The following is a 24,237-nucleotide window of genomic DNA, read 5'->3' as shown; positions in this document are numbered from 1 at the left end:
AGTCCTCGGCTCGGTGCCGGCGAGCCTGCTGTATCCGGCGCTGCCCGCCGGATCGTCCTGATGTCCAACGTCAAGGCCCGGCGGCACGCCTGAGCGCGCCGCCGGAGGTCCACCGCCTACTCGGCGGCCATGGGGGTCGCGTGGACGGCGGTGGCCCGGGCCGCGCAGAACTTGAACTCGGGGATCTTGCCCATGGGATCGAGCGCCGGGTTCGTCAGCAGGTTGGCCGCAGCCTCGGCGTAGCAGAACGGCATGAAGATCATGCCGACCGGCACGTCGCGGTCGGAGCGCACCTTCAGGTGAACGGCGCCGCGGCGCGTCTCCAGCTTCATCGTATCGCCGGGCTCCAGCCCGAGCCGGTAGAGCTCCTTCGGGGCCATGAAGGCGACCGCCTCGGGCTCCAGCGCGTCGAGGACGCCGGCGCGCCGGGTCATCGAACCGGTGTGCCAGTGTTCCAGCACGCGGCCGGTCGACAGGACCATCGGGTAGTCGTCATCCGGCAACTCGTCCGGGGGCACCACGGCGGCCGGGACGATCTTCGCGCGCCCGCTCTCCGTGGGGAAGCCGGCGTAGAAGATGATCTCGTTGCCGGGCTTGTCCGGAGCGTCGACCGGGTAGGTCACGGCGCCCTCGCGCTCCAGGCGCTCCCAGGTGATGTTGTTGAACGACGGCATCACCATGGCCATCTCGCGGAAGATGTCGGCCGGGCCGCCGTAGTTCCAGGGCAGGCCGAGGCGCTTTCCCAGTTCCTGGATGATCCACCAATCCTGCCGCGCGTCGCCCGGCGGCGACACCACCGGCTGCGAGATCTGCACGCGACGGTCGGTGTTGGTGAAGGTGCCGGCCTTCTCGGCGAAGGCGGAGGCCGGCAGCACCACGTCGGCGTGGAAGGCGGTCTCCGTCAGGAACAGGTCCTGTACGACGAGGTGGTCGAGCATCGCCAAGGCGTGACGGGCGTGGTTCAGGTCCGGGTCCGACATCGCGGGGTTCTCGCCCTCGACGAACATGCCCTTGATCTCGCCGGCGTGGATCGCGCGCATGATCTCGACGACGGTGAGGCCCCTCTCCGGGTCGAGCTTCTGACCCCAGAACTCCTCGAACATCTCCCGCACCGCGGCCTTCTCGACCGACTGGTAGTCCGGGTAGACCATCGGGATCAGGCCGGCGTCGGACGCGCCCTGGACGTTGTTCTGGCCGCGCAGCGGATGCAGGCCGGTGCCGGGGCGCCCGATCTGCCCCGTGACGAGGGCCAGGGCGATCAGGCAGCGCGAGTTGTCCGTGCCGTGGACGTGCTGGCTGATGCCCATGCCCCAGAAGATGATCGAGGACTTGGCGCGGGCGTAGAGCCGGGCGACCTCGCGCAGGGTCTCCGCGTCGATGCCGCAGACCGAAGCCATCTTCTCCGGCGTGAACTCGACGATCTTCTCCTTCAGCAGCTCGAAGTTCTCGGTGTAGCCGGCGATGTACTGCTCGTCGTAGAGCCGCTCCTCGATGATCACGTTGAGCATCGCGTTGAGCATCGCCACGTCCGAGCCGGGCTTGAACGCGAGGTGCTTGTAGGCGTGCCGCGACAGCACCTGCCGGCGCGGGTCCATGACGATCAGCTTGGCGCCGCGCTGCTTCACCGCGTTCTTGAGGAAGGTCGCTGCGACCGGGTGGTTCACGGTCGGGTTGGCGCCGATCACGATGATGACCTCGGCATCGAGCGCCGCCGAGAACGGCGCCGACACGGCGCCCGAGTTCAACCCCTCCATGAGGGCGGCCACCGACGAGGCGTGGCACAGCCGCGTGCAGTGATCGACGTTGTTCGAGCCGAAGCCGAGCCGCACCAGCTTCTGGAAGAGGTAGGCCTCCTCGTTCGAGCCTTTCGCGGAGCCGAAGCCGGCGAGCGCCTTGGGGCCATGCGTGTCGCGCACCGTCTTGAGGCCGCCGGCGGCGCGGTCGAGCGCCTCCTCCCAGGTCGCCTCGCGGAAGTGCGTCCACGGGTTGGCCGGGTCGACCTGGTCGTTGGCGTCCTTCTTGACGTTGTCCAGGCGGATCAGCGGCGCCGTCAGGCGGTGGGGATGGTGGACGTAGTCGAACCCGAAGCGGCCCTTCACGCAGAGGCGGTTATGGTTGGCCGGTCCGTTCACGCCCTCGGCGTAGACGATCTTCTCGTCCTTCACCTTGTAGGAAACTTGGCAACCGACGCCGCAATACGGGCACAGCGAGGTCACCTCGCGGTCGGGGTAGACCGTCCGGGTATTGTGCTCGGCGTCGAGATAGGCGGACGGCATCAGCGCGCCGGTCGGACAGGCCTGGACGCACTCGCCGCAGGCCACGCAGGTCGAGCCACCCATCGGGTCGTCGAAGTCGAACACGACCTTGGTGCCAGCCGAGCGGTAGGCCATGCCGATGACGTCGTTGACCTGGACCTCGCGGCAGGCGCGGACGCAGAGGTTGCACTGGATGCAGGCGTCGAGATTGACGCTCATGGCCGGGTGGCTGAAGTCGCCGGTCCAGCGCTCGGCCGCGGGAAAGCGGCTCTCGGATACGTCGAGGAAGTCGGCCTGCACCCAGAAGTGCGATGTCGGGTCGTGCGAGGTCTCGCGCTCGGGCTGGTCGGCCACGAGCAGTTCGAGCACCATGGCGCGGGCCTTGGTGGCACGCTCGGTCGCAGTCTTGACCTTCATGCCCACGCCCGGCGTGCGCTTGCACGAGGCGGCCAGCACCCGCTCGCCCTCGATCTCGACCATGCAGGCGCGGCAGTTGCCGTCCGGACGGTAGCCGGGCTCGGGCTTGTGGCAGAGGTGCGGGATGTGGGTGCCGAGGCGCTTGGCGACGGCCCAGATCGTCTCGCCGGGACCGGCCTCGACCTGCTGTCCGTCGAGCTCGAACGCGATGGTCGCGGGTGCGGTCGGCCGCTCCGTCAGATCGTGCAGTCCCGACGGCTCCGGTGCCGCCTGGCCGCCCGCCTTCGCGCCTTGCGAGTAGGAGCCGCCGGCCTCCGGCTTCGCGCCCTGCGCGGGACCGCCTGCATCCTGCAGCCCGTCGGCCCGGATCTCGGACTTCTCGGTCTTGTCGCCGTGCTGTTCGGGGGCGTTGCTCATGCGGCCGCTCCTGGCTCGGACATCGGGATAGGGTTCGCTGGCGCCATCGGTTGCCTCACTCGGCAGCCGCGGCGCGCGGCGCGGGGAACAGGTCCGGGAAATACTTGATGACGCTGCTGAGAGGGTTCGAGGCGGCTTGGCCGAGGCCGCAGATCGAGGCGTCCCGCATGCATTGGGACAACTCGCCCAGGAGTTCGGTGTCCCAGACGCCCTGCTCCATCAGGATGCGGGCCTTCTGGGTCCCCGAACGGCAGGGGGTGCACTGCCCGCAACTCTCGTCCTCGAAGAACCTCATCAGGTTCAACGCGGCACCGCGCACATCGTCCCGGTCGGACAGGATCACGACGGCGGCGGACCCGATGAAGCAGCCGTACTTCTCCAGCGTCCCGAAATCGAGCGGGATGTCGTTCATCGACGCCGGCAGGATGCCGCCCGACGCGCCGCCCGGCAGGTAGGCCGCGAAGGTGTGGCCGTCTGCCATGCCGCCGCAATACTCGTCGATGAGCTCCTGGATGGTGAGGCCGGCCGGGCCGAGCTTCACCCCCGGTTCCTTCACCCGCCCCGAGACCGAGTAGGAGCGCAGGCCGACGCGGTCGTTGCGGCCGTGGCTCTTCCACCACGCACCGCCCCGCTCGATCAGGTCGCGCACCCAGAACAGCGTCTCGATGTTGTTGATCAGCGTCGGACGGTTGAACAGGCCGACCTGGAACGGGAACGGCGGCTTGTGCCGCGGCAGCCCGCGCTTCCCCTCCAGGGACTCGATCAGCGAGGACTCTTCGCCGCAGATGTAGGCGCCGGCGCCGCGGCGCAGGTGGATGCGGGGGCCGCCCTCGGGGAGCTTCGCGATCTCGCGCGTCAGGATCTCGCGGGAGATGGGATACTCGTCGCGCAGATAGATATAGACCTCCGGCGCCTCGACGACGTGGGCGCCGATCAGCATACCTTCGAGGAAGCGGTGCGGGTCGGTGTTGAGGTAGAGCTGGTCCTTGAAGGTGCCGGGCTCGCCCTCGTCCCCGTTGACCGCCATCAGCCGGGGCCCGGGCTCGCCACGCACCGAACGCCACTTGCGTCCCGTCGGGAAACCCGCGCCGCCGAGGCCGCGCAGGCCGCCGTCGTCGAGCACCTTCAGGATGTCGTCGACCGGAAGGTCCCCGCTGCGGAGCCGGTCGAGGGTCGCGTACCCGCCGGCGGCCCGATAGGCGTCGTAGTCGACGTAGTCCGGGATGTGGGCATGGGTGTCGCCGGCCTCGACCGCGGCCCTCACGGACGCGAGATCGGCCTTGTGCAGGAAGTTGTGCCCGACCTCGACGGCGGGCGCGTGGTCGCACAGGCCGACACAGGGCGCGCGCACGACGCGGACGGCATCGGAGGCGAGTTCCCGCTGGAGCGTCTCCAGCAACTCGTCGGCGCCGAACATCGCGCAGGTGATGCTGTCGCAGACCCGGACGGTCAGCCTCGGGATGGAGGCGTCACCCTCCTTCACGACGTCGAAATGCGCGTAGAAGGTCGCGGTCTCGAACACCTCGGCGAAGGCCAGGGCCATCTCGTCCGCCAGCGCCGCCAGGTGCTCGGCGCTGATCTGGCCGTAGGTGTCTTGGATCAGGTGGAGGTGCTCGATGAGCAGGTCGCGCTGGCGCGAGCGGGAGCCGAGAAGCTCCTCGATCTCGACCTTCGCCCGCGGCTCGACCTGGCGCCCCTTGGGTACGCTGCGCGCCTTGTTCCGCCCCCGACCGGGATGCGAGAAGTTCCTGACTGTCCCCGGTGCCTCACTCATGCGGTATCTGATTTCCAACTGCTGGGGCGGGTGGTCGCGGCGTCCTGCGGTCCGGTCGGGGCCTACTGGCCGCCGAAGGCCCGGAGCGGCTGGCCGGCTTCGGACCGATGTTTCATCGCGACGGCTCCCGTCGCCTCGTCCAGGGACGTGACTCTGGGTCCGACGACGGAGCGGAGCTCGATCTCGAACGCGTCGAGAGCGCCGTTCAGGCGGTCCATCAGGGTATTCGGCGCGTCTTCGGCCGGGGGGTCGACCGCTTTCGCGAGCGCGTCGCGGACGCGGCCGGCGAGCTCCTGCGTGAGCGGCGGTTTCGCGTCGGCGCAGTACGCGTCCGTTACGATGGCGGCCCAGTCCGCCGTAGGGGATGCATCGCCCTTGCTCATGCTTGCGCGATCCCGGGGAAGTCGACGTGGTGCATGGCGTGCCCGTTCGGGTCCGTTGGCGTGGCGTTCGCCCGTGGCATGCCACATGGCAGCCGTTATAGCGGAGGTGTTATATCGTTTTTGAAGTCGTTTCAATTTGCGTAGGGCGGGGATCACGCGCCGCGGTGGCATGGCTGACGCTTGCCCTGCGTGATCGAGCGGGGCAGTGGAAACGTCACGAGGGAGGCGGTCAGCGGTGTCCGGCATGCGCGTAATCGGACTTGCCGGGTGGAGCGGAGCCGGAAAAACGACCCTTCTTGTTCGGGCTATTCCCGTGCTCGTCGCCCGCGGGGTGAAGGTCGCGACCCTCAAGCACGCCCACCACGACTTCGACACGGACTGGCCCGGGAAGGACTCCTACGAGCACCGCAAGGCGGGAGCGAGTGAAGTCCTGGTCTCGTCGGGCCGCCGGTGGGCCCAAGTACACGAGCTGGGGGATGAGGAAGAAGCGACCCTAGCTCAGCTCCTGCGGCGGATCAGCCCCTGCGACCTCATTGTCGTGGAAGGGTACAAGCGGGAGCCGATCCCCAAGATCGAGGTCCATCGCGTCGACAACGGCCGCCCGCCCATCCATCCTCTGGACGCCACCATCGTGGGCATCGCGAGCGACGTCGGATTTCCGGCGTCGGGCCTTCCCGTCGTAGATTTGAACGACACGGAGGCGGTGACGAGGCTGATGCTCGACGTGGCCGTTCCCTTCGAAGACGTCCTCAGGAGGCTTTAGCCGCATGGCCCAGCTCAGCGACGACTGCTTCGCGTTCGGCGGCCCTCTGATGACCATCGAGGACGCGCACGCCCTGTTCGGCGAGCGGCTCGTGGCGATCGTCGGCACCGAGGACGTTCCCGTCGATGACGCCGACGGACGCATCTTGGCCGAGGATTGCGTTGCGCCCATCGACGTCCCGCCGTTCCCCAACTCGGCCGTCGACGGCTACGCGGTCCGTTTCGCGGACCTGCGCGCCTCCGATGCGACGGTTCTGCCGGTCGGCGCGGTCGTCGCGGCCGGCGACCCGTCGGAAGGCGTGTCGGTGGCGGGCTCGGCCGCCCGGATCTTCACCGGAGCCCCGATGCCGGCGGAGGCCGACACGGTCTTCATGCAGGAGGACGTCCACGTCCTGCCCGACGGCCGGGTGTCCCTGCCGCTCGGGTTGAAGCGCGGCGCCAACAGCCGCGACGCCGGCGAGGACGTGGCGAAGGGCGCGTCGATCATCGCGGCCGGCCGGCGTCTCCGGCCGCAGGACTTGTCTCTGGCGACCGCCGTCGGCCTGCGCACGTTGACGGTCCGCCGCACCCTGCGGGTCGGCGTGTTCTCGACGGGCAACGAACTCGTCGAGCCGGGGGCGCCCTTGAGGCCGGGCGCGATCTACGACTCGAACCGCATCCTGCTGCTTGCTCTTCTCCGGCGGATGGGCGTCGCGGCGCGTGACCTCGGCGTCATCCGTGACGACCCGGCGGCGCTCGCGGTGAGGCTCTCGGCGGCGGCCGCCGAGCATGACGTGATCCTCACGTCGGGCGGGGTGTCGACCGGCGACGAGGATCACGTGAAGACCGCCGTCGAGACCATCGGGCGCCTCGTGTTCTGGAGGCTGGGGATCAAGCCGGGACGGCCGGTCGCGATGGGCATGATCGACGGCAAGCCGTTCCTGGGCCTGCCGGGCAATCCGGTGGCTGTCTACGTCACCCTGCTGTTCGTCGTGCGGCCGCTGCTCGCCCGGCTCGCCGGCGAGGCTTACGCGCCGCCGCGCGGGTTCACCGTCAGGGCGGCCTTCTCCTATCGGAAGCGAGCCGGCCGCAGGGAGTTCGTCAGGGCCAGCCTCGCCCGGGACGCCGACGGCACCTGGCAAGCCCGGAAGTTCCAGCGCGACGGCGCGGGCATGCTGTCATCGCTCACCGAAACCGACGGCCTCGTGGAGTTGGAGGATAGCCGGATCGAGGTCGCGCCGGGCGACATCGTGCGGTTCCATCCGCACGAAGCCCTCTGGTAGCGAGGCCGTCCTCAGAGCCTCACCGGCTGCAGACTGCGCCCGAGCATTGCCGGGCTCCCGCTTCCGTTATATCTATCCTGCTATATCGCTTGTGATTGGCCGTACGAACGGCCGCTCGGTCGGCGGGCTTGGTCAACGATGTTCGATGGTGTCTGGCGGAGCCAAGCAGGCGCGGAACTTCGCCTCCTCCAGATGGGCGAGGCCGTCTCCGGGACCTACACCGCCGCCAATCCCGGCCTTGCGCAGACGCATCGAAGCCGCATCCTCGTCGGCACGGCCGAGGGCGACATCATCGGCTTCGTGACCAGCACGTCGTCGCCACAGGAAATCACGGCCTGGACCGGGCGTCTCGTCCGCGCCGGCGAAAAAACGGCCGAGGAGATTCACGCGGTCTTCCATGCCGTCGAACGGTGTTCGCAGCCGAAGGCGGTGGACGGTCACATCGCGCTCGAAACGACCATCTTCTCAAAGGTCGAGAACGCCTGTTCATGAAGGCCGGGCCGCTTCCAACCTCGATAGTGTCCTGAGGAGCGGGGCGCGAAATTGGGGCGACGAGCGGTCGGCGCATCAATTGCCGACAAACATCGGCTTTCCGGTTGCCCCTCCATCCCGTCATCGCCGTGTCGGGTATGCGTATGGCCGATCGCAACTGGTAGCGTCCGCTTACGGGACGTCTTCAAAGCCAGCTGAATGGCCGCGATGGGCGCTAAGCCGAATGTGCGCTGCTGCGCGCGATAGCGATCTGGCGTGACGTAGTCTGGCCGAAAGCAGCGCGTCCGCTTCAGAGGGTGCCCGCCGTAGATTCGGGCACTCGCGATGAGAGACAGATGTCACGGCCGCGTGCCGAACTCGCTGCTCGTGTCTATTGGCTTCGATGACAAAGAGCCTTCTCCCGAACGCAAGCCGCGGAGCGAGAGAATGGCAATTCCGCCGGCGGCAAGGACAAAGGCGACCAGGCCCGTCGAGACGGCCAGACTGCCGGTCCAGCTCGCGAAAGAACCGAACGCGATTGGCGCTGTCAGGCTTCCGACCTGCCCCATGCTGCTGATGAAGGCGAGACTTCCCACGGCTTCGGCTTCGGTCAGGAAGCGCACCGGTATGGTCCAGAAGAGGGCGGTCGCCGACAGATAGCCGATGGCGAGCAGGGCAAGGCAGGCGATGGCCGCCGCAACGTTCTGCGCGACGATCGAGATGGCGAGGGCGGCCGTCGCGGCCAGGAAGGCGGCCAGGGCGAAATGCCACCGCCGCTCGAGCCGCCGGTCCGAACTGCGGCACAGCAGGAGCATGCCGACAGCGCCCACAAAATAGGGGATCGCCGACAGGAGCCCGACGCTGAACACGTCGGCCACGCCCGATCGCTGGATAATCGTCGGCGCCCAGAAGTTCAGAACGGTCCCTGCCCAGGTGATGGAGAAATATCCGAAGGTCGCGATCCACAGCTTCGGATTCCGCAGGGCCGACAGGAAGGCCCTCGCGGGCGCGTGTCCCTGTTCGACGGTCCCGGACGAGAGATCAGCTGCCACGATCGCCTTCTCCCGTGGCGTCAGCCAGGCGGCATCCGCGGGTCGGTCGCTCAGCACGAAGAACGCGCCGACTCCGACGAGTACCGGCAGCGCCCCCTCTACGAGGAACAGCCATTGCCAACCCTTGAAGCCGGACGCCCCGGCGAGGTTCTGGATGATCCAACCGGAGGCTGGCCCGCCTACGATGCCCGACACCGCGATGGCGAGGACGAACAGCGACATCATCCGCCCGCGCAGGCGATGAGGGAACCAGAATGTGAGGTAGAGGACGATACCCGGGAAGAAGCCAGCTTCGGCCGCACCGAGGAGGATCCTGGCCAGGTAGAAGGTCGCCGGGCTCGTCACGAACGCCATCGAGCAGGACACGAGGCCCCACAGGCACATGATGCGCGTCAGCGTCTTCCGCGCGCCAATGCGGCCGAGGAGAAGGTTGCTCGGCACCTCGAAGAGAATGTACCCGACGTAGAAAATGCCGACGCCGAAGCCGTAACTCGCGTCCGAAAGGCCGATGTCACTCTGGAACGTCAACTTGGCGAAGCTGACGTTTACACGATCGATGTAGTTCAGGACATAGCATAGGAAGATCATCGGGATCAGCCGAAGGCCGATCTTCCGATAGATCATGGCTCGCTCGCTTTCAGACGCCTGCTCGATACCAACACGCGTCGCGGACGCATCGGCCATTCCGGATCCCCCGTCGCGAGCTTGGCTTCCGCGGCGCGACCCTGTTGGAAGAGTTAGCGCCGTCCCAATCGAGCCAAGTCTCGCGACGAAGCATAGCAGGCCGTTTTGCAGTGTTGCGATGATATATTTGCATCGTTTCAATCGATGTCATCGATCGATGATGCCGGCAGATCTGGCGCGCGTCCTGCGGGTGCGCACCGATCAATCGGCCATGAAGTCCGGAGACATCGATACGGTCCGACCGGCCTCGGTCAGGATCACCGACCGCGGAATCGCCTGCTCGAAGGTCGCCCCAAGATCCGTCAGACGTTGGATCAGCTCAGGCAACCGGGCGAGGCATCCGGCCTCGATGTCGTGGATGACCATGACACTCCAGTCCTGCTCCCGCACCTGGGCCATCGCGGTCTCAACCCAGCCGTCCGCGTCCTTCCAGTCACCGGGAACGCTGTTCCAGGTGATCGTCGTGTAGCGTTCAGCGAGGAGGTGATCGAGCGCCGCACGACTCAGCAGATGCCGGCCGATCAGCCCGTCGTTCCCGTAGGGGCGGAAGAGCTTCTCCGGTCGCGTCAGCGATCCGATCCGGTGCTGCGTCTCCTCGATCTCTCGGAGCGCATAGTCCCGGTCCGTCCGGTCCCCGAGCGCCACCGAATGCGTGAAGGTGTGATTCCCGATCCAATGCCCCGCTGTATGGGCGGCCCGCATGAGATCGGCTGCAGCGGGGTCGTCGAGCCTCTGCCCGATCACGAAGAAGGTGGTCTTGATCCCGGCCTGGTCGAGGATTCCCAAGACCCGATCCGTCACATGTGGTGTGGGGCCGTTGTCGAAGGTGAGGGTGACCTGCTTGGCTGCCATATCTCACTCCAATTCGGGCTCGTTCGCCGTAGGGGTCGTGGACACGCTGGCGAGCTTCCGCGACGACATTCCCGTTACAGCCGCCGCGGCGGGTGAGAGGTCTTATCGCAGGCTCGACGGAGCGTGAGCAGGAAGGATGCGACGTGCGGAGGCAGGGCCTCGTTCCGGCGCAGTAGCACGCCAGGGCTCCGCATGGGTGTGGGAGTCTCCAGTGGGACCGACAACAGCGTCCCATCTTCCGGGACGGCCTGTCTCGACAGGATCGCGACGATGTTCATACGCCGAACGAGGCCGAGGATGGGACCGATCGTGTTCATCTCTGCGACTAGGTGCGGGACGGCGCCGCATTGCCGGAAGCATTCATCCAGCAGCCTGCGTGTGGTGAATTCCGGTGAAAGCAACACGACCGGCTGATGGTGGAGTTCCGCCATCCGGACCCATTTCCGGGTTGCCCACCGGTGGTCAAGCGACAGCACGAGATCCAGAGGCTCGTCATAGAGGGGCTCGAAGGCGAGATCCTTCTGGTGGTCCGGCCTGTAGGAGATTCCGAGATCGAGGGCGCCGGCAAGGAGCCGCTCCTCGATCACGCTAGCGGCGAGTTCCTCCACGACCACACGCATCGAGGGGTTGCGGGTGAGGAACTCGGTTAGGCAGGCGGGGACGAGGTTGACGTTGAAAGTGTGCGTGGCGGCGATCCTGAGCCGGCCGGTCAGGACCTGATCCTGGGGGGAGAGCGCCCGAAGCCCCTCGTCCAGTTCGCCGAGGGCCCGCAGGACACGGGGCAGCAGGTTCTGCCCGGCTTCCGTGAGGAACACGCGCTTGCCGATGCGGTCGAACAGGCGTTGCCCGACCTCGTCCTCGAGCTGCCGGATCTGGTGAGACAGGGTCGATTGGGTGATGTGCGTCTGCCGCGCGGCCCGGGTGAAGCTCAGGTGCTCGGCCAGAGCCACGAAGTAACGCAGGTGACGGAGTTCCATCGGTCTGCCCGTTCGATCGACAGCATCGATCAATTGAATGCATCGATATCATTATATCGATGCAACCCGGCGCGCTATACGGTTGTGACCTGGGCTGACGGCTCCCTCCCTCATGGTCCGCCACCCTGCGCAAACGCCCTGATTGGGAGTTCGAAATGCCGAGGATTGGGAACGCCAGCCGGGACAGCGTCGGACCAAATCACCAGGGATTGTTCGACCGCCTGGAAGCGCTGCGAGGAAAGCCGGTCGAGAACGTCTTTCTCGCCGTCGCGAATGCTCCTGCCCTTTGTGACGGGGTCCTCGCCATGGCGATGTCGCTGCGCCAGAGCACTCTGCTCGACCGGCAACTTCGCGAACTCGCCGTCCTGACCGTCGGCCTCGAGACGCGGGCCGACTACGAGGTCGCGCATCACTGGAACTCGGCGGTGAAGGCCGGGCTGCCCCAAGCCAAGCTGGAGCGGCTTGCGCAGTTCGAGACGGACAACCTATTCACCGCTTCCGAACGCGCCGTCATGCGCGTCGCTCGCGACGTGACGCGGACCGGCCGTGTCGATGACGGCCTCTGGGCCGAACTGTGCGGCTTCCTGGACGAGCAGGAGCGACTGGAACTGGTCCTGACGACCGCTTGGTACAACTGCGTCGTCCGCATCCTCCTCCCCCTCAATATCGAACTAGAGGACTGGTTTGCGCGCCTCTGAGGGCGAGCGCGAGAGAGCTTGCGCCCGGCACGCCCTCGAACCGGACGGAAGTTCCGGAACAAGATAGGGAGGACATAGGAATGGACGTGACGCCCGTAGGTGAACCGCCCGTGCTTGGCCGGCCGCCGGCCGAGTCATTCGCGACGGATGATGTGGAAAGCGCCGCACTCTATCGAAAATTGCAGTGGCGGCTGCTGCCGTTCCTCTTCGCGTGCTACGTGGCCGCCTATCTCGACCGGGTGAACATCGGCTACGCGCAGTTGCACATGCGCGCGGAGCTGGGCTTCAACGACGCGGTTTACGGCCTCGCCGCCGGACTATTCTTTGTCAGCTATTTTCTGTGCGAAGTCCCGAGCAACTTCGTCCTTCAGCGCGTCGGCGCCCGGCGAACGCTGGCGCGCATCCTGATCCTGTGGGGGCTCGCCTCCTCGGCGACGATGTTCATCACCGGGCCCCATTCGTTCTACGCGCTGAGGCTGATCCTGGGCGCGTTCGAGGCGGGCCTCGCCCCCGGGGTGATGTACTACCTGACGCTCTGGTATCCGAACCGTCGCCGGGCGGAGATGACTGCGATCTTCCTGAGCGGCAGCATGCTCGCTGGTGTGATCGGCGCACCCGTCTCGGGCTTCATCCTCGAAGGCATGCAGGGCGTCCTCGGACTCAGGGGCTGGCAGTGGATGTTCCTCCTCGAGGGAATGCCGGCCGTGCTTCTCGGGCTCGTCGCGCTCCGGATCCTCGTCGACAAGCCTCAGGATGCTCCCTGGCTGACACCAACCGAGAAGACGCTCCTCCTGGCGGAGATCGACCGGGACGCGAACTTGGCTGCCGGCGGCCACGCATTCGGGTCGGCGTTCCGCGATCCACGGATCTATGTTCTCGCGCTGGCGTATTTCACCCTCGTCTGCGGGCTCTACGCGATCACCTTCTGGATGCCGGTGATGATGCAGGCCGCAGGAGTCCAGGGAGCCGCCGCGATCGGCCTATGGTCCGTGATACCCTATGCAATCGGCGGCATCGGCATGGTGTGGCTGTCCCGACGCTCGGACCGGCGGCAGGAGCGGCGATGGCACTACGCCGTCTGCGTCGGTGTGGGGGCCTGCGCGTTGATCGGAGCGTCCCTCGCCGGGGCCAACCTCCCCGTTGTCCTGGCCCTCCTCTCGGTGGCGACCGCGACGCTCTTCGGCGCGATGCCGATCTTCTACGGCATCCCAATGGCCTATCTCCCTGAACGTTCGGCCGCGGGCGGGTTGGCGCTGATCAACTGCCTCGGCCTCACGGGAGGCTTTGTGAGCCCTTTCCTGCTCGGCTGGATCCGGAACGCGACCGGGAGCCTGACGCCCGGCCTCTGGTTCATGACCGGCCTGATGCTGACGGGCATCGTAGTGCTGCTCCTGGCTACACGCCGCCCGTTCACCCGGGCCACACTCCACCCCGCCGCCCCCGGGCTCGCGTTCGAGCCGGAGGTCAGCCGGTGAGCCTCGACGGATTGGCCCACAGCTGGCATCCGTCGCAAGGAGGGCGGTGGTCGCTTCTCCTCCTGCACGGCACCGGGGGTGACGAAGACGAGCTTGTGCCCTTCGCCCGGGCGGCCGCCCCCGGCGCGTCGATGTTGGCCGTCCGCGGGGCCGTGTCGGAAGGCGGCAAGCTGCGCCACTTCGCCCGCCATCCGGACGGACGTTTCGAGAGATCCGAGGTCGTCCGACGGGCCGATGAACTCGCCACCTTCGTCGCGGCCGCCCGCAGCCATTATGGCTTCGCGCCCCCTGTCGCCCTCGGCTTCTCGAACGGAGCCAACATCGCGGCTGCCATCATCCTCCTGCATCCCGCTCTCCTGGCGGGCGCGATCCTGCTGCGCGCCGTTCCACCGCTGATTGGTGCCGCGCCCGCTGCCCTCGACGGGCGGCGCGTCGTCGTCGTCTCGGGAGAGACGGATTCGATCGCGCCGCCGGCACTCGGGGCCGATTTGGCACTTTGCCTGACCAAGCAGGGCGCCGAAGCGGCCCACCATGTCCTACCCTGCGGCCACGACCTGACGGCGGCCGACGTGACCCTCGCCCGCGACTGGCTCGGCTCCTTCGCCGAAGGGGCACCCGCTGGACCGGTTTCCTCCCACTTGAATCGCCCCTAATCAGGAGATGATCGATGAAGCTCTGTCGCTACGGTGAGGTTGGGTCCGAGCGGCCTGCTCTGGTCGATGCTGCAGGCGTCCTCCGCGACCTCTCGTCGGTGTGCCGTAATCTTGGCCCGGCCGAACTCACCCCGGGCGGTCTCGCCAGGATCGCACAGGCGGATCCGACGCGCCTGCCCCGGGTAGAAGGAAGCCCCCGCCTCGGCGTTCCGTTCACGGGCCTCTCGAAGTTCATCTGCATCGGGCTCAACTACTCGGACCACGCAGCCGAGGCCGGCATGGCCATCCCGAGCGAGCCGATCATCTTCCTCAAGGCCCCGAGTGCCGTCTGCGGGCCGAACGACGACACGATCCAGCCCCGCGACTCCACCAAGCTCGACTGGGAAGTGGAGCTCGGTATCGTGATCGGATCGACGGCACGGTACGTCACCGAGGAACAGGCTCTCGATCATGTCGCCGGGTACTGCGTCGTGAACGACGTCTCCGAGCGGGCCTTCCAGCTTCAGTCCAGCCAATGGGACAAGGGCAAGGGATGCGATACGTTCGGCCCGATCGGACCCTGGCTCGTGACGATGGACGAGATCCCCGATCCGCAGAATCTCGACATGTGGCTCGACGTGAACGGAACCCGCCGTCAGACGGGCAATACACGCACAATGATCTTCGGCGTGCGCAAAATCATCACCTATTGCAGCCGATACATGACGCTCCTACCCGGCGACATCATCGCGACGGGCACGCCGCCGGGCGTCGGCATGGGGATCAAGCCCGAGCCCGTCTGGTTGCAGCCGGGCGACACGGTCTCGCTAGGGATAGAGGGCCTCGGGCAGCAGAGCCAGCGCATCCGGCGGGCCGATCACGGCTAGGGCGCTGTCGGCCGGCTCAGGGTCGGGGGGGCGACCCGCCCTCCATCTTCGCTGCACTTCGACCGACTTCAGGAAGCGGCCCGCGGCGCGAGGCGCTTCCAAACACCATCGGCCGTCGCAATCGTCCTGTCCGCCACTTTCATCACGCCGCGAACAAATACCATGCTTCGCGTCGTGCGCACGATTTCAGTCTGGACGGTCGCGAACTCGCCCATCCTGAGGGCGTCGACATACTGGATGAGCAACGACACCGTCACGATCGGATTACGGTCGGCCGCGCTCCAGCAGGCATGGCCCAATCCGATATCGAAGGCCGTCGCCACCATGCCGCCATGCACGACGTCGCGCTTGTTGCCGTGACGTCCGTCCGCGATGAATCCGCAAAGGCAGTCTCCCTCATCCGTCGGTCGCCAGAAGGGACCGACATGGTTGCCGAACGCCTCGGTCGGAAGCCGTTCCCACCCGCACGGAACGGCTTCCGTGACGGACGCATCCGGTGACAGATCGGGCGTCAATGAACGGACTCCGCCGCCGGGCGGAGTCCGAGAGCCCGCCGTGCCTCCTGAGGCGTTGCCACCCGGCCGCCGTGCCGCGTGATCGCATCCGCCGCCAATTGCACCAGTTCCGCGTTGCTGCGGGCCAGCCTGTCCCGCGTCACGCGGATGTTGTCCTCCAATCCAGTGCGCACGCCGTCCGCCCCCCGGGCGAGCGCCCATTCCATGACGGTGGCTTGGGCGCGACCGATCCCGGCCGCCGTCCACGTCGCGTGGGGCAGCACCCGGCGCAGCTCCGCGAGGAGAAGATCAAGGAGATGCTCCTCAGCCGGCATCGCGTTCTGGACGCCCATCACGAACTGGACGTGCGGGCGATCGTCCATCAGCCCGTTCTCAAAGAGCCGGCGCGCGCCGTGGAGATGCGACAGATCGAAGATCTCAATCTCGGGCCGAATGCCGTATTCCCGCATCTTGCCGGCGAGATCGTCGACGAGGCTCGTGGGGTTCTGGTACACGACCGTCGGGAAATTCACCGATCCAGTCGATAGGGAGGCCATGTCGGGGCCGAGGTACAGGGCCGAGCCGCGCTCAGACGGATCTCGCCCCCGGCCTCCCGTCGAAAACTGAACGATCATGCCGGGGCAGTGCGTTTCGATCCCTTCCTTGACCCGCGCGAACCGCGCTGGATCGGAAGACGGACTTTCGTCGTCATTGCGCACGTGAAGATGAACGAGACTAGCCCCCGCCTCGAAAGCTTCGTGTGTGGACTCGATCTGCTCGGACGGCGTCACCGGCAAGGCCGGACTGTCCTTCTTGCCCGGGACGGAACCGGTGATGGCGCAGGACACGACTGTGGGTTTCATCCGCTCACTCATCTGAGGATGTGCAGTTCGATCGCCGCGACAGGGCAATGGCAGGCATCGTCATTGTTCGACGATGCGCCGTTCCTTCAACAGTTTAGCCGGGACCGAGATCAGCATGATCCCCGTGCCCAAGATCATGCCGAAGGCCACCGTGTAGAAGCCCGCCGCGAAGTTGCCAGTGACATGCTGGGTCCATCCGATGATGTTCGGCGCCGTGAGCCCCCCGAGCTGACCCAGGCTGCTGATGAGCGCGATGCTTCCGGCCGCCGCGCCCGTCGACAGGTAGGCTGTCGGAATCGACCAGAAGAGCGCCACCGAGGCGAGGTAGCCGACGGACAGCATCGTCAGCAGCACGATCGCGAGTTGCCAGGTGTTCGCGGCCAGCGGGAGCAACCCGATGGCCAAGGCCGCCAAGCCGGCACTGAACGCATAATGCCAGCGGCGTTCCAGCTTGATGTCCGAGTGATTGTTGATGATCAGCATGCCGAGCGCGCCGACGGCGTACGGAATGGCCGAAATAAGTCCGATGGAGAGCGTATCAGATATGCCTGAGTTGCGGATGATGGCGGGAGACCAATAGTTTATGACGGAGCCGCACCAAGCGATCGTGAACCAAGCACCCGCGATGGCGTATAGGCGCGGATCCCGCGCGGCCATCAGGAAGGATCCGTGCTTGCCGCTCGCGCGGGCTTTCGTCTCGGCGTTGAGATCCGACATGACGACGGCCTTCTCCTCCTCACTCAGCCAATCCGCATCCTGCGGACCGTTGCTCAGAAGGAAGTACGCCGCGATGCCGGCGATGACCGGGGGAATACCTTCGAGGAGAAACAGCCACTGCCATCCCCGCAGACCCCACAGGTCCGACATGCTACTCATGATGAAACCGGAGGCGGGGCCGCCGAACACGCCGGCCACGGCGATCGCCAGCACGAACATCGCCATGATGCGGGCTCGCAACGCGGACGGGAACCAGAGTGTCAGGTAGAACACGACGCCGGGGAAGAAGCCCGCCTCGGCGATGCCGAGCAGCACCCGGACGACGTAGAGTTGGGTCGCCGACGTGACGAACATGGTCGAGATCGAGACGAGGCCCCAGGCGACCATGATCCGCATGATGGTCGTCCGTGCGCCGAACCGCTGCAGCATCAGGTTGCTGGGTACCTCGAAGAGCACGTACCCCACGAAGAAGATGCCAACGCCGAAGCCGTAGGCCGCCGTGCTGATTCCGAGGTCTTCGCGGAACTGAAGGCTCGCGAAGCTGATGTTGACGCGATCAATATAATTGAGAACGTAGCAAAGAAACAAAAACGGGATCAGGCGCCAGATAATTTTTCGATAGACAGGCGAAATGCGCTGCTCCGTCGTCGCGGCGGCCGCATCGAGACTCGCGCTCTCGTTCATTATTGTCCCCTTGCCCGTCCGGAACGATCGCGCCGGTTGCCCGGCTTGCGCAGGTGAGTGCCTCAAGCGTCGCGGGGCACCGAGCCCAGCACGCGATCCACCATCTCGGGCGCGAGCCCGAGGTAGTTCCGGGGTGCCGTCAGCCGATCGATGGTGGCGCGGTCGATGCGTTCGGAGACGCCGGGATCGGCGGCGAGGGCCTCCGCCAGCGTGCCGCCCCGCGTGTTGACGACTCGGCAGGCGTCGTAGACGACGTCGTGGGCCTGCTGCCGGCCGATCTGTGGCGCCAAGCCCATCATGACGGCCTCGGCGACGATGAGCCCGCGGCTGAGATCGAGGTTCTCGGCCATCTTGGCCTCGTCGACGATGAGGCCTGCGAGGGCGAACTTCGCCTGATGAAGTGCGCCGGCCGTGAGCACGAAGCTCTCCGGAATGGCCATCCACTCGGCGTGCCACGGCCCTGTCGCGCGCTCGAGATCCTGCACCATCGCGTCGAGCATCAGGCCGGCATGCTGGCGTACGCCCTTGGACGCCGCGAGCATCAGTTCAGACGAGATCGGGTTGCGCTTCTGCGGCATGGTCGAAGACGCGCCGCGGCCCTTCACGAACGGCTCGTAGACCTCTCCGAACTCGGTCGAGGCCATGATCATGATGTCGAGGGCGATCTTGCCGAGGGAGCCGGTGACGAGTCCGAAGAAATTGACGACCTCGGCCAATCCGTCCCGGGCGACGTGCCACGTCGAGACCGGGATACCGAGGCCCAACTCCTCGCAGAGCGCTGCCTGCACCTCCAGCCCCTTGTCGCCGAGCGAGGCGAGCGTACCGGCGGCCCCCGCGAACTCGCCAACCAACACCCGCGGCTTCAGCTGCTCCAGTCGCTCGGCATGGCGGTCGAACATCGCGAGCCAGATCGCCGTCTTATAGCCGAACGTGACCGGCAGGGCCTGCTGCAGGTGCGTGCGGCCGGCCATGGGCGTATCGCGGTAGCGCGACGAGAGACCGGCCAGGATGCGCCGCAATTCGGCGATGTCCTGCTCGATGAGCGCGAGGCCGTCCCGCACCTGCAGGATGACGGCCGTATCCATGATGTCCTGGGTGGTGGCGCCCCAATGGACGTAGCGTCCGGCATCTCCGCACTGCTTCACCATCTGGTGCACGAGCGGAAGGATCGGGTAGCCGACGATCTCGGTTTCCTGCCGCAGCAGGTCGAAATCCAGCGCCGACACGTCGGTCAAGCGGGCGATCTCCTCGGCCGCCTCCTGGGGGATCACGCCGAAGCGGGCTTCCGCCTTGGCCAGGGCGATCTCCACCTCGGCGTACCGGGAGATCAGCGCGTAGTCGGAGAAGATCTCTCGCATTTGGGGTGTGCCGAACGCATCCCGGAACAGGATGGAATCGAGCACGGTCGTGGCCGTGGGGCGCGACGGTCCCGGCATGGTGCATTTTCCCCGTCGCGGCTCTCATGTCCGGACATAATGATCACTATCATGTCCGGACATATCGTCAATCGCGAAGGTCGGGACGGGTGCGCGCGAACCGGGTAAACGTGTGACATGAGCGAAACACGATATGCGTTGGTCGCCCGGGACCTGACGGCGGCGATCGAGGACGGACGGTTTCCGGTCGGCTCGCTCCTGCCCACCGAACTCGAGCTCTGCGACCGGTACAGTGCGAGCCGCCATACGATCCGGTCGGCCATCCAGGAGTTGCAGGATCTCGGGCTCGTGTCCCGCCGGAAGAAGGTCGGGACCCGCGTCGAGGCCGCGTCGCCTCAGGCGGGCTATCGCCAGTCCCTCGGCTCCGTCGATGACCTCATACAGTTCGGCGTCTCGCATACGCGGGAGGTTCAGACGATTGCTCCCGTCACGGCGGGGCGCGCCCTCGCGAAGACCCTCGGCTGTGCGGTCAACCGGGAATGGCTGCGCGTGTCGAGCCTGCGCCGCACCGGGGAGCCGGGTGCACCGCCCGTCGCGTGGACCGACGCCTATGTCGATGCGGCCTATGCCGACCTTGCCGAGGCGATCCGTTCGACGCCGGACGTGCTGATCAGCGACCTGATCGAGAAGCGCTACGGCAGGACGATCGCCAACATCCGGCAGGATGTCGACGCGGTGCTGGTGCCGGCGGACTTGGCCGCGCTTCTGCAAGTCGAAATGGGGTCACCGGCCCTGCGCATCATCCGGCATTATCAGGACAGTGCGGGCGCGGTGTTCGAGATCACGCTCACCATCCACCCGGCTGGGCGCTTCAAGTTCTCCATGCTGCTCCATCGGGAACGCACAAGCTGAGTCGCTTCAACAGCTCAGATCCGGATGATCCATCTCAGGCGGAATCACACGAGACGTCATGGGCTTGTGCGAACACGCGGTACCCTCAGGTCGAATTGCGACATGTATGATCGAGCGGCAGATCTTTACCCAAGCCGCAGGTCCGCGGGACTGCCGCACTTGTGAAGCCATGAAAGCTCCCAGCTTATCAGGCAATCTAATCAATCGCTTGCCTCGCCCGCACGCATGTCTGCTGTTGGGCAATCCGCTGGTTCTGCAGGATGACCGAATTGGGCGCGACGTGGAACGTCCGCGTTCGTTATAGGCCCAACCCAGTCCCCCCTGCCCTCTATCCGGCGTGCGTCAGCCGCTCAAACACCGGCTCGACCGGTACGAACGCTTGCCTGCCTAAACATCATTTTCTACAATATCTGCAGTAAAAAATGATGTCATCACATCGATTGATTAGCAAGGTGCGCCCTGACCCCAGCAATTGCAGCAAGTTAGTGCAAAACATAATAAAAGCTATATTTTCTGATGTTTATGCGCCTCACCATTCATATCGTCCGCACCGCGTTCGCTCGGGGCAAAGCTGTGCAAGCCCCCATCAGCACCGCTGCGCCCGCGGCAGGCGCTTAGGTCAGCGCGTAGAACGCAGCCCGCACGATGTCTTTCTTGTGGGCTTCGAGGTGTCGCTCCCGCGTGGCGACACGCAACGCTTTTGGCTTCGTGCCTGACTTAACGCTCGTCCGCACCGTGGCTTCGGCCTCTTCAACAGATCCCGTATCCTACGGCGCGACGGCAGTATAGCGATGCAGACACCGCCTAACCGGTCACGGGTGAACATCACAAAGGGGATCTGTATCGTGCTCTGTCACACTCGGACACCACATTGCTGGCCTTGACCGATAACCTTGATATCAATATTACTATTGCATGTCAAAGTCGCTCGATGTTCCGTTCGAGACAACCCTACTGGTGCGTGACACCTGCCTGTGCCTGCATGCGCAGCGGACTGCGCGCTCGCTCGCGAGGCGCTTCGACGAGGCGCTGCGGCCAGTGCAACTGACCAACGGCCAGTTTTCCCTTCTGATGTCTCTGAACCGCCCTGAGCCGCCGGCTATGGGGCCGGTGGCAGCGCTGCTTGCGATGGATCAGACAACTCTGACTGCGGCCCTTAAACCTCTCGAACGGCGCGGTCTCGTCGAAGTGACGCTCAACCCTGCGGACCGGCGCAAGCGCTTGCTCCGGCTGACGGCGGGCGGGCAGGCGCTTCTTCGACAAGCTGTGCCGATCTGGGAGCAGACCCATCACGCGACAGAAGCGCTCCTGCCGGACATGAATGCGGAGGCAGTGCGTCGAGCCATGCGCGCTTTGGCTTGAGCATCACAGCGGCGGTTGGTGGCCTCAGTTGCCCTCTCGCCTCGGCGCTGCACTCGCGATCTCGGCCGCGAGCTGCTTCGGTTGCAGGCCGCAGCAAACGGACACCCGCAATGCTCCCGAGGTGCTCAGCGGACGTGTAAGGATTCGGGATGATGCTGATGCACCATGACACCATGATGGGCTTCGCCGCCGATTGGGTCGCAAACTGGAACCAGCGCGACCTCGAGGCGGTGCTCCAGCACTTCGCCGAGGACGCCGAATTCGTCAGTCCGGTCGCCCGCGAAGTTGTTGGTGAAGCCGCGCTCAAGGGCAAGGAGAGGATTAGGTCGTACTGGCGCAAAGCGCTCGACCGGATCCCGACCCTGCATTTCACTCTTGACCACGCTACCTGGGACGCCACTCAGCGCGAACTCACAGTTATATACATCGCTGAGCGCACCGGTCGGCGTCGACGCGCCTGCGAGATCATGACCTTCGATGCTGCAGGTCTTCAGGTCAGGGGCGAGGCTTTCTACGGTACCGATCTCTGACACTTCGTACATCGTCATCCTTGGCGCGCTGATCCGCCCGGAACGCAAGCTCGGCCGTATTGACAAATCGAATTGCATTGATATCAATACGATGAAGCTGGCGGGGGGCTCCGCGAAGCTCGCAGCCCGATGAGGGAGGCCGCATGTCTAGCGCGCACGGACAGCTTGCCTGGTACGAGCTGATGACGACCGATGCAGCGGCCGCAGAGACTTTCTACAAGGCCGTGGTGGGTTGGAATGCCGGAGACGCAAGCCAACCCGGGATGACTTATACAACCTTCCTCGCCGGGAACACGCCGGTGGCGGGCTTGATGACGCTGCCCGAGAGCGCGTGTGCTGTCGGCGCTCGCCCGGGCTGGATTGGATACGTCGTCGTCGATGACGCCGATGTTTATTCAGTTCGTGTGACTGAAGCCGGCGGGCAAGTTCACCGGCCGGCCGCCGACATCCCGGGCATCGGCCGCTTTGCCGTCGTGGCAGACCCGCAAGGGGCCGCGTTCGTGTTGTTCAAGGGCATAACAGGCGTGTCGGTACCACCGGCCCTTCCTGATCAGCCGGGATACGCCGCGTGGCGTGAGTTGATGGCCGCTGACGGCGAGAGTGCGTTCAGCTTCTACTCTAATCTGTTCGGATGGACGAAAGCCGACGCTGTCGACCTGGGGCCGATGGGCACTTACCAGTTGTTCGCTGCTGGCGGCGCCGCGATCGGCGGAATGATGACCAAGCCGCCGAGCATCCCGGCTCCTTTCTGGACCTACTACTTCCGTGTCGACAGCATTGAGGCTGCAGTCTCGCGACTCCAGGCTGCCGGATGGAATGTCATCAATGGTCCGCACCAAGTGCCGGGCGGCGACTGGATCGTCCAGGGCCTTGACCCGCAAGGTGCGATGTTCGCGCTGTTCAGCCCTCACGCCTGACTTCCAGATATCTCAAGGTGAGGCTCTTCGAATTGCCGACGTGCGAGCCGCACAACGGCTCATCCCATGGGCTACGAACTCGTTCGTTCTAGGCCGCGCACAACACGCGATGGAAAGTCGTCATGACGGCCACCGGGAGAGATCCTGCCCAGATCGAGATCGTATCGGTTGAACCGCAGCTGACCGCGATAGTCCGCAACACCGTGTCCTTTGCTGATCTTTCCAGTGCACAACGTGAAGCACGCGCTCTGCTCGATGCGATGCTGAACGATGCGGGGATTACTAACAGTGGCAGGACACTGACGGTTTGGCGGCCGCCGCAAGGCGGGATGATCGACTACGCGCCGGGCGTCTTTGTGCCGGATGGGTTCCGAGTGTCAGGCACGGTGAGCCTGTTCACTTTGCCACACGGCCGCGCTGCTCATCTTCGTATGCGCGGCTCTTTCATGGGGTTGCCCGATGCATGGGAACGCGTGTTCTCGGGCATCAAGGCGCAAGAGGCGGTGCCTGCGGGGCTTAACTGGGAGATCTACGCCACCCCCGATGTGCCGCCTGACGAGGCCGAGACAGACCTGTACGCCCTTCTGGCGTGAGCTGCATGGGCGGAAGCCGAGAGAGCCTGATCCGGAAGAAGGCCGAAGCGATCGACAGCTTCGTTGCGACCTGGATGGCGCAAATCTCTGAATACTCCGCGTCGATCAGGAGGTGAAAATCGAAGCACAGGGAGACGTTTGATGGACGTAAGCGGACGGAATGATGCCGCCGGGGAGGCCCGCACAACGATGGATCGGACGTTAGAAAGGGAGTTCGTCGTTACGCGAACCGTCGAGGGTCCGGCGCATCTTGTGTTCGAAGCATGGACACGGCCGGAGCTGTTCCAGCGATGGTGGGTGCCCAAATCCTGCGGGATCTCCTTGATCTCGTTCGAGGCAGATATCCGCACAGGCGGCACTTACCGTCTGCTGATGGGCCATCCCTCCTCGGAGCAGCCCATGGCGTTCTTCGGTCGCTACATCGAAGTGACGCCACACTCCCGCCTGGTCTGGACCAATGACGAAGGGGGCCAGGATGGGGCCCTCACCACGGCGACCTTCGAGGAGAAGGACGGCGCGACACAGGTCGTCGTACGCGAGCTCTACCTCACGAAAAAAGCGCTCGACCAGGCCATAGCGTCCGGGAGCACAAGCGGGTGGAGCGAGCAATTCAAGCAGCTGGAGCAGCTTATCATCAACTTAGACGCGAAAGTCTGACTGTCATGAGCAAGGTGCGCGTGAGAGGTTTTGCTGTGTCTGTCGACGGCTTCGGGGCCGGCCCGGACCAAAGCCTGGAGCATCCGCTCGGGAAAGGCGGGCCGGAGTTGATGCGGTGGTTCTTCCCGACGCGC

At 65.6% G+C, this 24,237-nt stretch carries 23 protein-coding genes and 1 pseudogene; 14 read left to right on the top strand and 10 right to left on the bottom strand.

All coding sequences use genetic code 11. From position 1 onward, the window contains the following. Window positions 1-116: 116 nt before the first annotated feature. The 3 genes from fdhF to CIW48_RS22600 form a co-directional block, all read right to left on the bottom strand. Window positions 117-3,089 carry a formate dehydrogenase subunit alpha gene (gene fdhF, locus CIW48_RS22610; protein ID WP_149312761.1) on the bottom strand — a complete coding sequence of 991 codons (2,973 nt, stop codon included), beginning with the start codon at window positions 3,087-3,089 and terminating at the stop codon, window positions 117-119. Between the two features lie 55 nt (window positions 3,090-3,144). Beyond that, the gene (locus CIW48_RS22605) at window positions 3,145-4,863 is read right to left on the bottom strand and encodes an NAD(P)H-dependent oxidoreductase subunit E (protein WP_149312760.1); all 1,719 of its coding nucleotides are present in this window, start codon (window positions 4,861-4,863) and stop codon (window positions 3,145-3,147) included. Window positions 4,864-4,925: 62 nt separating this feature from the next. Further along, entirely contained in the window at window positions 4,926-5,246 is a 321-nt protein-coding gene (locus CIW48_RS22600; RefSeq protein ID WP_149312759.1) for a hypothetical protein, read from the bottom strand. A gap of 244 nt (window positions 5,247-5,490) precedes the next feature. On the opposite strand from CIW48_RS22600, the gene mobB reads away from it, so the two are divergent. The 3 genes from mobB (at window position 5,491) to CIW48_RS22585 (ending at window position 7,762) form a co-directional block, all read left to right on the top strand. Beyond that, window positions 5,491-6,009 carry a molybdopterin-guanine dinucleotide biosynthesis protein B gene (gene mobB / locus CIW48_RS22595; protein WP_173009360.1) on the top strand — a complete coding sequence of 173 codons (519 nt, stop codon included), beginning with the start codon at window positions 5,491-5,493 and terminating at the stop codon, window positions 6,007-6,009. Between the two features lie 4 nt (window positions 6,010-6,013). Next, window positions 6,014-7,270, top strand: coding sequence for a gephyrin-like molybdotransferase Glp (gene glp / locus CIW48_RS22590; RefSeq protein WP_149312757.1), 1,257 nt, complete (start codon window positions 6,014-6,016; stop codon window positions 7,268-7,270). 138 nt (window positions 7,271-7,408) lie between these two features. Further along, complete coding sequence (locus CIW48_RS22585; RefSeq protein WP_149312756.1) at window positions 7,409-7,762, top strand: avidin/streptavidin family protein; 354 nt, start codon at window positions 7,409-7,411, stop codon at window positions 7,760-7,762. A 338-nt stretch (window positions 7,763-8,100) separates the two neighbouring features. On the opposite strand, the gene CIW48_RS22580 is transcribed toward CIW48_RS22585, so the two are convergent. From CIW48_RS22580 to CIW48_RS22570, 3 genes are all read right to left on the bottom strand, one after another. Then, window positions 8,101-9,477 (bottom strand): MFS transporter, encoded by a 1,377-nt coding sequence (locus CIW48_RS22580; RefSeq protein WP_149312755.1) that lies wholly within the window; start codon window positions 9,475-9,477, stop codon window positions 8,101-8,103. Window positions 9,478-9,678: 201 nt separating this feature from the next. Further along, window positions 9,679-10,329 carry a polysaccharide deacetylase family protein gene (locus tag CIW48_RS22575; RefSeq protein ID WP_149312754.1) on the bottom strand — a complete coding sequence of 217 codons (651 nt, stop codon included), beginning with the start codon at window positions 10,327-10,329 and terminating at the stop codon, window positions 9,679-9,681. Between the two features lie 74 nt (window positions 10,330-10,403). Next, entirely contained in the window at window positions 10,404-11,306 is a 903-nt protein-coding gene (locus CIW48_RS22570) for a LysR substrate-binding domain-containing protein (protein ID WP_149312753.1), read from the bottom strand. 209 nt (window positions 11,307-11,515) lie between these two features. On the opposite strand from CIW48_RS22570, the gene CIW48_RS22565 reads away from it, so the two are divergent. The 4 genes from CIW48_RS22565 (at window position 11,516) to CIW48_RS22550 (ending at window position 14,998) form a co-directional block, all read left to right on the top strand. Then, window positions 11,516-12,004, top strand: a complete 489-nt coding sequence (locus CIW48_RS22565) for a carboxymuconolactone decarboxylase family protein (RefSeq protein WP_173009359.1) — start codon at window positions 11,516-11,518, stop codon at window positions 12,002-12,004. 152 nt (window positions 12,005-12,156) lie between these two features. Continuing rightward, window positions 12,157-13,479, top strand: a complete 1,323-nt coding sequence (locus tag CIW48_RS22560) for an MFS transporter (protein WP_246695375.1) — start codon at window positions 12,157-12,159, stop codon at window positions 13,477-13,479. After that, the gene (locus tag CIW48_RS22555) at window positions 13,476-14,132 is read left to right on the top strand and encodes an alpha/beta hydrolase (protein ID WP_149312751.1); all 657 of its coding nucleotides are present in this window, start codon (window positions 13,476-13,478) and stop codon (window positions 14,130-14,132) included. The genes CIW48_RS22560 and CIW48_RS22555 overlap by 4 nt, the downstream gene beginning before the upstream one ends. Before the next feature lie 14 nt (window positions 14,133-14,146). After that, the gene (locus CIW48_RS22550; protein ID WP_149312750.1) at window positions 14,147-14,998 is read left to right on the top strand and encodes a fumarylacetoacetate hydrolase family protein; all 852 of its coding nucleotides are present in this window, start codon (window positions 14,147-14,149) and stop codon (window positions 14,996-14,998) included. A 68-nt stretch (window positions 14,999-15,066) separates the two neighbouring features. Here CIW48_RS22550 and CIW48_RS22545 read toward each other — a convergent pair whose 3' ends face one another. The 4 genes from CIW48_RS22545 to CIW48_RS22530 all read right to left on the bottom strand — a co-directional run bounded on the left by CIW48_RS22545 (window position 15,067) and on the right by CIW48_RS22530 (window position 19,192). Further along, complete coding sequence (locus CIW48_RS22545; protein ID WP_149312749.1) at window positions 15,067-15,513, bottom strand: PaaI family thioesterase; 447 nt, start codon at window positions 15,511-15,513, stop codon at window positions 15,067-15,069. Continuing rightward, on the bottom strand, window positions 15,510-16,355 hold the full coding sequence (locus CIW48_RS22540; RefSeq protein ID WP_246695374.1) for a 3-keto-5-aminohexanoate cleavage protein: 846 nt from the start codon (window positions 16,353-16,355) through the stop codon (window positions 15,510-15,512). Before CIW48_RS22540 ends, CIW48_RS22545 begins: the two co-directional genes overlap by 4 nt. A 60-nt stretch (window positions 16,356-16,415) precedes the next feature. Further along, entirely contained in the window at window positions 16,416-17,756 is a 1,341-nt protein-coding gene (locus tag CIW48_RS22535) for an MFS transporter (protein WP_149312748.1), read from the bottom strand. A 62-nt stretch (window positions 17,757-17,818) separates the two neighbouring features. After that, the gene (locus tag CIW48_RS22530; protein ID WP_149312747.1) at window positions 17,819-19,192 is read right to left on the bottom strand and encodes an adenylosuccinate lyase family protein; all 1,374 of its coding nucleotides are present in this window, start codon (window positions 19,190-19,192) and stop codon (window positions 17,819-17,821) included. Between the two features lie 117 nt (window positions 19,193-19,309). Between CIW48_RS22530 and CIW48_RS22525 the strand changes: the two genes are divergently transcribed. From CIW48_RS22525 to CIW48_RS34180, 7 genes and pseudogenes are all read left to right on the top strand, one after another. Beyond that, window positions 19,310-20,044 carry a GntR family transcriptional regulator gene (locus CIW48_RS22525; protein ID WP_149312746.1) on the top strand — a complete coding sequence of 245 codons (735 nt, stop codon included), beginning with the start codon at window positions 19,310-19,312 and terminating at the stop codon, window positions 20,042-20,044. Between the two features lie 915 nt (window positions 20,045-20,959). Continuing rightward, window positions 20,960-21,406 carry a MarR family transcriptional regulator gene (locus CIW48_RS22520; RefSeq protein WP_149312745.1) on the top strand — a complete coding sequence of 149 codons (447 nt, stop codon included), beginning with the start codon at window positions 20,960-20,962 and terminating at the stop codon, window positions 21,404-21,406. 149 nt (window positions 21,407-21,555) lie between these two features. After that, entirely contained in the window at window positions 21,556-21,936 is a 381-nt protein-coding gene (locus CIW48_RS22515; protein WP_149312744.1) for a nuclear transport factor 2 family protein, read from the top strand. 143 nt (window positions 21,937-22,079) lie between these two features. Next, window positions 22,080-22,853, top strand: coding sequence for a VOC family protein (locus tag CIW48_RS22510; protein ID WP_149312743.1), 774 nt, complete (start codon window positions 22,080-22,082; stop codon window positions 22,851-22,853). A gap of 122 nt (window positions 22,854-22,975) precedes the next feature. Beyond that, the gene (locus CIW48_RS22505; RefSeq protein WP_149312742.1) at window positions 22,976-23,446 is read left to right on the top strand and encodes a GyrI-like domain-containing protein; all 471 of its coding nucleotides are present in this window, start codon (window positions 22,976-22,978) and stop codon (window positions 23,444-23,446) included. Window positions 23,447-23,587: 141 nt separating this feature from the next. Continuing rightward, complete coding sequence (locus CIW48_RS22500; RefSeq protein ID WP_197739369.1) at window positions 23,588-24,103, top strand: SRPBCC domain-containing protein; 516 nt, start codon at window positions 23,588-23,590, stop codon at window positions 24,101-24,103. 5 nt (window positions 24,104-24,108) lie between these two features. Continuing rightward, window positions 24,109-24,237 (top strand): annotated as a pseudogene (locus tag CIW48_RS34180) (dihydrofolate reductase); the annotation flags it as partial.

This window comes from Methylobacterium sp. P1-11 (genome assembly GCF_008329595.1).
In the GTDB taxonomy this organism is placed as follows: Bacteria; Pseudomonadota; Alphaproteobacteria; order Rhizobiales; family Beijerinckiaceae; genus Methylobacterium.
Note: the sequence above shows the minus strand (reverse complement) of the source record. Positions and strands in the feature narration are given on the sequence as shown.

What these genes read in the sequence shown, in the direction of transcription:
- mobB (WP_173009360.1), top strand. Translation starts at nt 5,491, where the DNA reads ATGCGCGTAATCGGACTTGCCGGGTGGAGCGGAGCCGGAAAAACGACC.
- CIW48_RS22515 (WP_149312744.1), top strand. Translation starts at nt 21,556, where the DNA reads ATGATGCTGATGCACCATGACACCATGATGGGCTTCGCCGCCGATTGG.
- CIW48_RS22550 (WP_149312750.1), top strand. Translation starts at nt 14,147, where the DNA reads ATGAAGCTCTGTCGCTACGGTGAGGTTGGGTCCGAGCGGCCTGCTCTG.
- CIW48_RS22510 (WP_149312743.1), top strand. Translation starts at nt 22,080, where the DNA reads ATGTCTAGCGCGCACGGACAGCTTGCCTGGTACGAGCTGATGACGACC.
- CIW48_RS22530 (WP_149312747.1), bottom strand. Translation starts at nt 19,192, where the DNA reads ATGCCGGGACCGTCGCGCCCCACGGCCACGACCGTGCTCGATTCCATC.
- fdhF (WP_149312761.1), bottom strand. Translation starts at nt 3,089, where the DNA reads ATGAGCAACGCCCCCGAACAGCACGGCGACAAGACCGAGAAGTCCGAG.
- CIW48_RS22585 (WP_149312756.1), top strand. Translation starts at nt 7,409, where the DNA reads ATGTTCGATGGTGTCTGGCGGAGCCAAGCAGGCGCGGAACTTCGCCTC.
- CIW48_RS22540 (WP_246695374.1), bottom strand. Translation starts at nt 16,355, where the DNA reads ATGAAACCCACAGTCGTGTCCTGCGCCATCACCGGTTCCGTCCCGGGC.
- CIW48_RS22520 (WP_149312745.1), top strand. Translation starts at nt 20,960, where the DNA reads ATGTCAAAGTCGCTCGATGTTCCGTTCGAGACAACCCTACTGGTGCGT.
- CIW48_RS22535 (WP_149312748.1), bottom strand. Translation starts at nt 17,756, where the DNA reads ATGAACGAGAGCGCGAGTCTCGATGCGGCCGCCGCGACGACGGAGCAG.
- CIW48_RS22575 (WP_149312754.1), bottom strand. Translation starts at nt 10,329, where the DNA reads ATGGCAGCCAAGCAGGTCACCCTCACCTTCGACAACGGCCCCACACCA.
- CIW48_RS22525 (WP_149312746.1), top strand. Translation starts at nt 19,310, where the DNA reads ATGAGCGAAACACGATATGCGTTGGTCGCCCGGGACCTGACGGCGGCG.
- glp (WP_149312757.1), top strand. Translation starts at nt 6,014, where the DNA reads ATGGCCCAGCTCAGCGACGACTGCTTCGCGTTCGGCGGCCCTCTGATG.
- CIW48_RS22600 (WP_149312759.1), bottom strand. Translation starts at nt 5,246, where the DNA reads ATGAGCAAGGGCGATGCATCCCCTACGGCGGACTGGGCCGCCATCGTA.
- CIW48_RS22505 (WP_149312742.1), top strand. Translation starts at nt 22,976, where the DNA reads ATGACGGCCACCGGGAGAGATCCTGCCCAGATCGAGATCGTATCGGTT.
- CIW48_RS22580 (WP_149312755.1), bottom strand. Translation starts at nt 9,477, where the DNA reads ATGGCCGATGCGTCCGCGACGCGTGTTGGTATCGAGCAGGCGTCTGAA.
- CIW48_RS22570 (WP_149312753.1), bottom strand. Translation starts at nt 11,306, where the DNA reads ATGGAACTCCGTCACCTGCGTTACTTCGTGGCTCTGGCCGAGCACCTG.
- CIW48_RS22500 (WP_197739369.1), top strand. Translation starts at nt 23,588, where the DNA reads ATGGACGTAAGCGGACGGAATGATGCCGCCGGGGAGGCCCGCACAACG.
- CIW48_RS22605 (WP_149312760.1), bottom strand. Translation starts at nt 4,863, where the DNA reads ATGAGTGAGGCACCGGGGACAGTCAGGAACTTCTCGCATCCCGGTCGG.